The sequence below is a fragment of the Synechococcus sp. H55.9 genome (assembly GCF_047462355.1).
Lineage (GTDB): Bacteria > Cyanobacteriota > Cyanobacteriia > Thermostichales > Thermostichaceae > Thermostichus.
Genome location: NZ_JANSJB010000041.1, coordinates 1899 through 8943, shown reverse-complemented (window position 1 = coordinate 8943; position 7045 = coordinate 1899). Strand labels below are relative to the sequence as shown.

Annotated in this window: 7 protein-coding genes and 1 other RNA gene; 3 read left to right on the top strand and 5 right to left on the bottom strand. The window is 58.7% G+C overall.

From position 1 onward, the window contains the following. The first annotated feature begins 75 nt into the window (after nucleotides 1–75). Together NW857_RS07050 and rnpB are read left to right on the top strand one after the other, a co-directional pair. Nucleotides 76–1317 (top strand): FAD/NAD(P)-binding oxidoreductase, encoded by a 1242-nt coding sequence (locus tag NW857_RS07050; RefSeq protein ID WP_414368462.1) that lies wholly within the window; start codon nucleotides 76–78, stop codon nucleotides 1315–1317. 216 nt (nucleotides 1318–1533) lie between these two features. Then, nucleotides 1534–1995, top strand: an RNA gene (gene rnpB / locus NW857_RS07045) — RNase P RNA component class A. 83 nt (nucleotides 1996–2078) lie between these two features. On the opposite strand, the gene NW857_RS07040 is transcribed toward rnpB, so the two are convergent. Next, on the bottom strand, nucleotides 2079–2744 hold the full coding sequence (locus NW857_RS07040; protein WP_414334425.1) for a TetR/AcrR family transcriptional regulator: 666 nt from the start codon (nucleotides 2742–2744) through the stop codon (nucleotides 2079–2081). Nucleotides 2745–3064: 320 nt separating this feature from the next. Here NW857_RS07040 and NW857_RS07035 point away from each other — a divergent pair, with 320 nt between their 5' ends. Further along, the gene (locus tag NW857_RS07035; protein ID WP_414334423.1) at nucleotides 3065–3958 is read left to right on the top strand and encodes an acyl-CoA desaturase; all 894 of its coding nucleotides are present in this window, start codon (nucleotides 3065–3067) and stop codon (nucleotides 3956–3958) included. A gap of 85 nt (nucleotides 3959–4043) precedes the next feature. Here the strand turns inward: NW857_RS07035 and NW857_RS07030 are convergent, their stop codons facing one another. The 4 genes from NW857_RS07030 to NW857_RS07015 all read right to left on the bottom strand — a co-directional run bounded on the left by NW857_RS07030 (nucleotide 4044) and on the right by NW857_RS07015 (nucleotide 7020). After that, nucleotides 4044–4304, bottom strand: coding sequence for a hypothetical protein (locus NW857_RS07030; protein ID WP_414334448.1), 261 nt, complete (start codon nucleotides 4302–4304; stop codon nucleotides 4044–4046). Between the two features lie 193 nt (nucleotides 4305–4497). Then, complete coding sequence (locus NW857_RS07025) at nucleotides 4498–4761, bottom strand: helix-turn-helix domain-containing protein (protein WP_414334421.1); 264 nt, start codon at nucleotides 4759–4761, stop codon at nucleotides 4498–4500. Between the two features lie 150 nt (nucleotides 4762–4911). Continuing rightward, entirely contained in the window at nucleotides 4912–6171 is a 1260-nt protein-coding gene (locus NW857_RS07020; RefSeq protein WP_414334419.1) for a sensor histidine kinase, read from the bottom strand. 84 nt (nucleotides 6172–6255) lie between these two features. Next, the gene (locus tag NW857_RS07015; protein ID WP_414334417.1) at nucleotides 6256–7020 is read right to left on the bottom strand and encodes an SDR family oxidoreductase; all 765 of its coding nucleotides are present in this window, start codon (nucleotides 7018–7020) and stop codon (nucleotides 6256–6258) included. Nucleotides 7021–7045: the final 25 nt, after the last annotated feature.

Here is a 7045-nt window from a genome sequence, read left to right as displayed (position 1 = left end):
CAGTCAGCAGCAGTGCCGCAAAACGGCGCGCGCTCCGAGGTGCAGGGGGCTGCTTCTGGGAGTTCTCCTGCAGTTATTCACCATCATCAGATTGTCGTCGTCGGGGGAGGGGCAGCCGGCATCAGTGCAGCAGCCCAGTTGCTGGAGCGCCAGCGCAACCTCGACATTGCCATCATCGAGCCCTCCGACAAGCACTACTACCAGCCCGGCTGGACGCTGGTGGGCGGGGGCATTGCGCCGCTGGCCAAGTTTGTTCGCGATGAAAAAACCGTCATCCCCAGGGGAGCCAAGTGGATTCAAGCGCGGGTGGCCGAGCTGGATCCGGATCACAACCGCGTCATCACCGAGGCCGGCCAAGTTATCGAATACGACTACCTCATCATGGCCCCCGGGATCCAAATTGACTGGCACCTGATCGAGGGTCTGCCGGAAGCATTGGGCAAGGGCGGCGTGACCAGCAATTACTCCAAAGACTATGCCCCCTACACCTGGGAGACCATCCGCAACTTCCAGGGGGGCACGGCCATCTTCACCTACCCCGCCACTCCCATCAAGTGCGGCGGCGCGCCCCAGAAAATCATGTACATGGCCGACGACGTCTTTAAGAGCAAAAGCGGCGTTGGGGTCAACACCAAAGTTATCTTTTGTACTGCCACTCCCACCCTCTTCGCGGTGCCGGAATACAGCGCCGCCCTGGAGAAAGTGGTGGAGCGCCGCGGGATCCAGGTAAAGTTCAGGCACAACCTCAAGGCCATCCGGCCCGAGACGCAGGAGGCCATCTTTGAAGTCACCACCGACAATGGCAAAGAGGAGGTAAGCCTGCACTACGACATGATCCACGTGGCTCCGCCCATGAGCGCCCCGGACTTTGTCAAGCGCAGCCCCCTCGCGGGACCTGGTGGCTGGGTGGAGGTGGACAAGTGGACGCTGCAACACCCCCGCTACCCCAACGTATTCTCTTTGGGGGATGCCTCTTCCCTGCCGACTTCCAAGACGGCAGCCGCAGCCCGCAAGCAGGCGCCGGTGCTGGCGGAAAACCTCTTGGCGGCCATGCAGTCCAAGCCGCTGCCGGCCCGCTACGACGGCTACACCTGCTGCCCCCTGATCACCGGCTACAACTCCCTGATCATGGCGGAGTTTGCCTATGACGCAAAGCTAGCTCCCTCTTTCCCCCTGGATCCAACACGAGAGCGCTACTCCATGTACCTGGCCAAGGTGCACCTGTTGCCCTGGCTGTACTGGAACCGCATGCTCAAGGGCAAGAAATTTGAGGCAGATATCTTCAAGCCCCTCAACAGGCTGGTGCATCGCTACTAAGGCTCTCCACCCCCCTCACCCCCAGCCCCTCTCCCCAAGGGAGAGGGGAGTTCTTTTACAGAGCTTGCTCGCTCTGCCGCTGTGTTACCTCAGGTATGAGAGCTGCTGCCATCCAGATCCTCAATCTGCTTGTTTGGCATGGCACCGAAAGCGCGGCGGCTGTGGTGATGGAGGTGATCTCCGGGTTTGGGAAATGCAGTAGGATCGAGGTGAAGAGAGAGGAGGGGCAGGCGATCGCGTCTTTGCTGTCGCCACCAGACAGCGGGATGAGGAAAGTCCGGGCTTTCAGAAGAACACACCGCTGGGGAAACTCCCAGTGCGGGTAACCGCGAGGACAGTGCCACAGAAACATACCGCCGATGGCTGGGATCCCAGCACAGGTAAGGGTGCAAAGGTGGGGTAAGAGCCCACCAGCAACGTCGAGAGGCGTTGGCTCGGTAAACCCCGGTGGAAAGCAAGGCCGCAGCCGCAGGATCATGGCTGTTCTTCGCCCCTGTCGGCTGCATCGAGATCACGGTACCCAGTAGACGCTGGGGAAGGGTGCTCTCGATGGTGGTGAGCCGCTAGAGGGTGATGGCAACATCACTCCCAGATGGATGATCGCCAGTGCGGGTTAGTTCTTGAAAGTTTTGAAAGAACGCCCCACTACAGAACCCGGCTTACAACCTCCTCTCTTTTCCCCTCTTTTTGGTGCCCATCGCCTGTTTTCGTCCCGCCACTCGCGATAGCAGGACGGAGTCCTAAAGCCGCATGAGAGGAGGCTAGCTCTCTGCCTTTTTCACGTCGGTCAAGCCTGCCATCCACAGCTCTACGCAGGCTTGGAGTAGGTCTGGGATTGGTTCGCTTTCAGCGTTTGATGAGCGGCCATGGGACAACTTCTCCTCGCCGCTCGAGGGCAGGCCGGCGGTGACGGCCAACACGGCTGCCCCCAAAATCATCAGGTGTAAAACCCCAGCGGCTCGGTGAAGGCGCTCGGGCTCGACCGATTGGAACTCAGAGCCGGGGAACTGTTGCAAGTATTGTGTTAGCTGTTCCTGCGCCTGAGAAAAGCCGAGCCTCAGAGCGCGGCGATGCTCCTCGGAATAAAAGCCTGCTTCTCCAACCAAAGAGCGCACCAGCTCAGGATTATCGGCCAGCGCCCGAAAACAGGTGTGGACATAGCGCAGCAGAATGGCCTGCAGCCCAGAGCCTTGGAATGAGGCGGGATCCCCCTGGAGAGGAAGATCGGCAATGCCGGAAAAGACCCCCAGCTCACCAAACACGGCCAAGAGCAGCCCCTGCTTGCTGCCAAAGTGCCGAAATAGGGTGACTTCATTAACGCCGGCTAGGTCTGCGATTTGACGGGTGGTGGTCTGGGTAATGCCCTGACGAACAAACAGCTCCCGAGCCGCGTCTAGCAGCCTTTGCCGAGAGGAAGAACGTGCCATGGTGGGTGATGGGGTAAGGAGTTAGGAGAAAACCCTAGAGAACGGCAGCAGCCTGCAAGTAGCGCTTGCATTCGAGGTGAAATATCGTTAAGCTTAGCCTCAGGCGAGATCAAACCTGCTGCTTTTCTGCTCTCTTGTAGCCGCTTTCACTGCTGGGGCTTGCTTGGGCGGGCCTTCAGGGATCCCGGTTTGCCTTTCAGGGTTGTGAGCTCCTTGTGAGCTGAGTCAGGGATTCGGTGGCCTTTGCATGAGAAGCAACTTTGTGAGGAGGTATTTGATTCTGCGCTGCCCTTTCTCTTTTTCTGAGGTTTTGCTGGTTCATGGCCGTTTCCCTTCCTTCCCAATCGCTGGATAATCCTGACCGTTCTGCTTCGCTCACTCAGCCTGAGCCCCAAAAGTCTTTCCGGTTTGCCTGGGAATTTGTTCTCTTTTTCATTGTTTTTCACGCCCTCGCTTTGGTGGGCGGCATTTTTTACTTTTCCTGGCCGGCCCTGGGAGTGGCTCTATTGCTTCACTGGTGCTTCGGCAGCTTGGGCATCTGCCTAGGGTATCATCGTCTTCTTAGCCATCGCAGTTTCCAAGTGCCCAAGTGGCTGGAATATGTCTTTGCTACCTTCGGCGCTCTCGCCATCCAAGGGGGGCCGATTTTCTGGGTGGGCGGCCATCGTCAGCATCACGCTTTTACTGAAGACGAAGAGCGAGATCCCTACTCTGCTCGCAAAGGCTTTTGGTGGAGCCACATGCTCTGGCTCATTTACCAACGGGAAGAGTTTTTTAACCGTGAGAAGTATTCTGCTTTTGCGCCGGATTTGGCTCGGGATCCTTTTTATCGTTGGCTGGACAAGTATGGGCTGCTGCTGCAATTGCCGCTGGCTGCCGTGCTCTACTTGCTGGGGGGTTGGTCGTTCGTCATCTATGGCATCTTTGTGCGGACGGTGTTGCTGCTGCACTGCACCTGGTTGATCAACTCTGCCAGCCACCTCTGGGGTTACCGAACTTTCGAGAGCGACGACAATGCCCGTAACCTTTGGTGGGCGGCCATCTTAACCTATGGTGAAGGCTGGCACAACAACCATCACGCCGACCCGAAGCGCGTGAAAGCAGGCTTGCGTTGGTGGGAGATCGACATGACCTACTGGGCCATTTGGGTGCTGGCAAGACTGGGTTTGGCCCGTAGATTGCATCTGTCTGACCAAAGCCAGGCTACTGGCTGAACGGCTTCTGTCCCAGAACTTGCAGAGGAATCGTCAAGGGATCCCCACCCCTGGGGCTCCCTTTTTTATTTAATTGCAGAAAGGGCTATTCTTCTAAGGGGCTATACTGCCACGTTCCGTAGTGGTCGAGAATGCGCTTAATTTGCTCTGGGTCGGCACCGGGTTTTTGACAAATATGCAACGCCTCTACTTGGCTGTCTTGGTAGCGAAAGCTGGAGTCTTTTTTCCACTCCAGCTCCGTTTCTACCCCTGAAACACAGGCCAAATGGGCAGCCACTTCCCGATAAACCATCAGGGGCATGGAATCGTAGCGAACAGCGTAACGTTTCAGCTCAGGGATGCTCACGGATGACAACTCAACCTACACAACTCAAAATGTAGCTACCTCTAGCCAAACTGGAAGACTTCCCAAGGGCTCTCGGCAGCCTCTTTCTTCCCCTCACCCCCGCTCCCAGAAGCAATCGCGGTGCAAAACGCAAAAAAATCCCCTGATTAAGACTCTACGTTGGGCATCTGGCTACTGGTAAAGCAAGATGGGGCTAGGCAATTTTGTCATCCACTAGGGTGCAGCAATTGACCTGGTCCAGGCAAATCTTTCCCCATTGCAGAGCCCAGCGTACCAAAGCCACCCGATTTGCAGTTCGGGTTTTACTCAAAATGTTGCTGATGTGATTGTCAACGGTACGTTTGCTAATCTCTAAGCGCTCCGCAATGTCCTGATTGGTCAGCCCTGCAGCAATCAACTCGATGACCTGCAGTTCCCGCTCCGACAACAAATCAGCGGAATGATAGTCGGCGCCCATTCCGAATGCCTGTAGGATGAACTGTAAAGATTACCTACCCCAATTGTAGGGGATCCCCTCCAAGATGGATAGTCCCGCCGCAGGAAAATCTGCGGCAATTCTCAGGCCGAAGGGTTTGGCGATGTTGACGGGAGCGCTTCTGGGCAGCTTTCACAGGGCATCGGCGCGTTTCCGGGGCAGTTCCACCTGCACCCACAGCCCACCTGCTTGTGGGTGATTGCGCAGGCGGATTGTGCCGCCGTGAAGTTCCACAATTTGCCGCACGATCGCCAGCCCCAGGCCGGTGCCGCCTTTGCTGCGGGCCCGCGCCGCATCGGTGCGGTAAAAGGGTTGAAAGACCAGCTCAAATTGATCCTCTGGCAGGCCAGGGCCGTGGTCGTACACCTCCAGCCGCACCTGGGATCCCTGTTCCAAGAGCAGCACGTGGACAGGGGAGTCGGGCGCGCCATATTTGACGGCGTTGTCCAAGAGGTTGAGGATGAGGCGGTAGAGGCGCTGTTCATCTCCCCAGAGATAGAGCTGGGAGGGGCTGCTCAGGTGCAGTTCCTGGTGACGGGGCTTGGCCAGCGGTTCTAAGCTCTGCCAGGCTTCGCGCACTAAGGCTGCCAGATCCACCCAGCGCCATTGGGAGCGGGATCCGGCCCCCAAGTTAAGGGCGCTCAGTTCCAACAAGTCTTGTACCAACTGGCTGAGGCGCAGCGTCTCGTTCAGCAATCGTTCCACCCAAACCGCTTGCGCGGTGTCGACCCGGCTTTGTAAAGTTTCGGCCAGCAGACGAATCGAGGTGAGGGGGGTTTTCAGCTCGTGGGCCACATCCGAGGCCCAGCGATCCCGTTGTTGGGCTAGCAGGGTAGCTTCCAGCCGGTCTTCCAAAAAGATGGCAACCTGCCCCTGCGGCAGTGGCAGCCCCCAAGCCCGCAGCGGAACCGGTTTATTCTCGCCGCCGGAAGGGTAGAAGATCCATTCGCGGCTCTGGATGGGCGTGTTGGCCCCCTGGCGGCGGGTGGCTTCGATGAGCTGATCCAACTCATAGGAGCGCACCCACTCCAGCAGGAGCTTGACGCCCGGCTGCCACTGGCCAATGTGCAGCAGGCGTTGAGCGGCAGGGTTACACTCCAGGACCACGTTGTTCTCGTCCACCCGCAGGTATCCCCAGGGCAGGTGGTGGCTGAGATACTGCCAGTCTTGCAGGTGTCGTTTTTGGCTGGCCCACTCCAGTTCTTGTTGGCGCAGGTGGCGGCTGAGCCGGCTGAGCATCTGTTCTGGCGAACTCAGAGGCAGGGGCACGTGCAGCAGGGATCCCAACTGTTGCAATTGGCGGCCGAAGCGGCGCCGACTCTGCCAGAGCAAAATCAGCGTGCCGAGTAGGCCGATGCCCAACCCAATGAGGATCCCGCTTTCCACTCCCATGGGCCCACCCCCTTTGCCGCCATTGTCGCCCAGGGATGGGGGGGTGAATACCGAACAAGCGAAGGGATCGGGATCTTCGCATCCTTATCGGCGATGCACCATTGTCGTGCTGGCCTGGTCGGTGGGCACCAGCAAGACCTCACTGAGGTTGACGTGGGGGGGACGGGTAACGGCAAACAGCACCACCTCGGCCACATCCATCGCCGTCAGGGGGGTGAGGCCCCGATAGACTGCTGCCGCCCGCTCGCGATCGCCGTGGAAGCGCACCTGGCTGAACTCGGTTTCCACCAAGCCGGGCTGGATCTCGGTGACGCGAATGGGGGTGCCCAGCAGATCCAGCTTCAGGCCCTCGGAGATGGCCCGCACGGCGGCTTTGGAAGCACAATAGACGGCGCCGCCGGGATAGGTCTGCCGACCGGCAATGGAGCCGATGTTCACCACATGGCCGCGGCCCCGCTCCACCATGCCGGGCAAGACGGCGCGGGTAACATACAGCAAGCCCTTGATGTTGGTATCGATCATCTCCTCCCAATCTTGCAGAGCACCGGTGTGGAGCTTGTCCAAGCCGCGACTGAGGCCGGCGTTGTTGATCAAGATGTCGATCTCAGCCCAGACCGGCGGCAAAGACTGGAGCGCCTGTTGTACGGCTGCCCTGTCCCGCACATCCAAAGTCAGCAAGTATGAGGAAGCGCCGTAAGCCTGCTGCAACTCCATAGCCAGCTCCTGCAGACGCTCCTGACGGCGGGCCACCAGGATCAGCTTGGCCCCAGAACGGGCAAAAAGCGTGGCACAGGCTGCCCCGATGCCGCTGCTGGCACCGGTGATGAGCACAATGGCGTTTTCCAGCATAGTCCGCAAGAGTTGAGGGGCTACT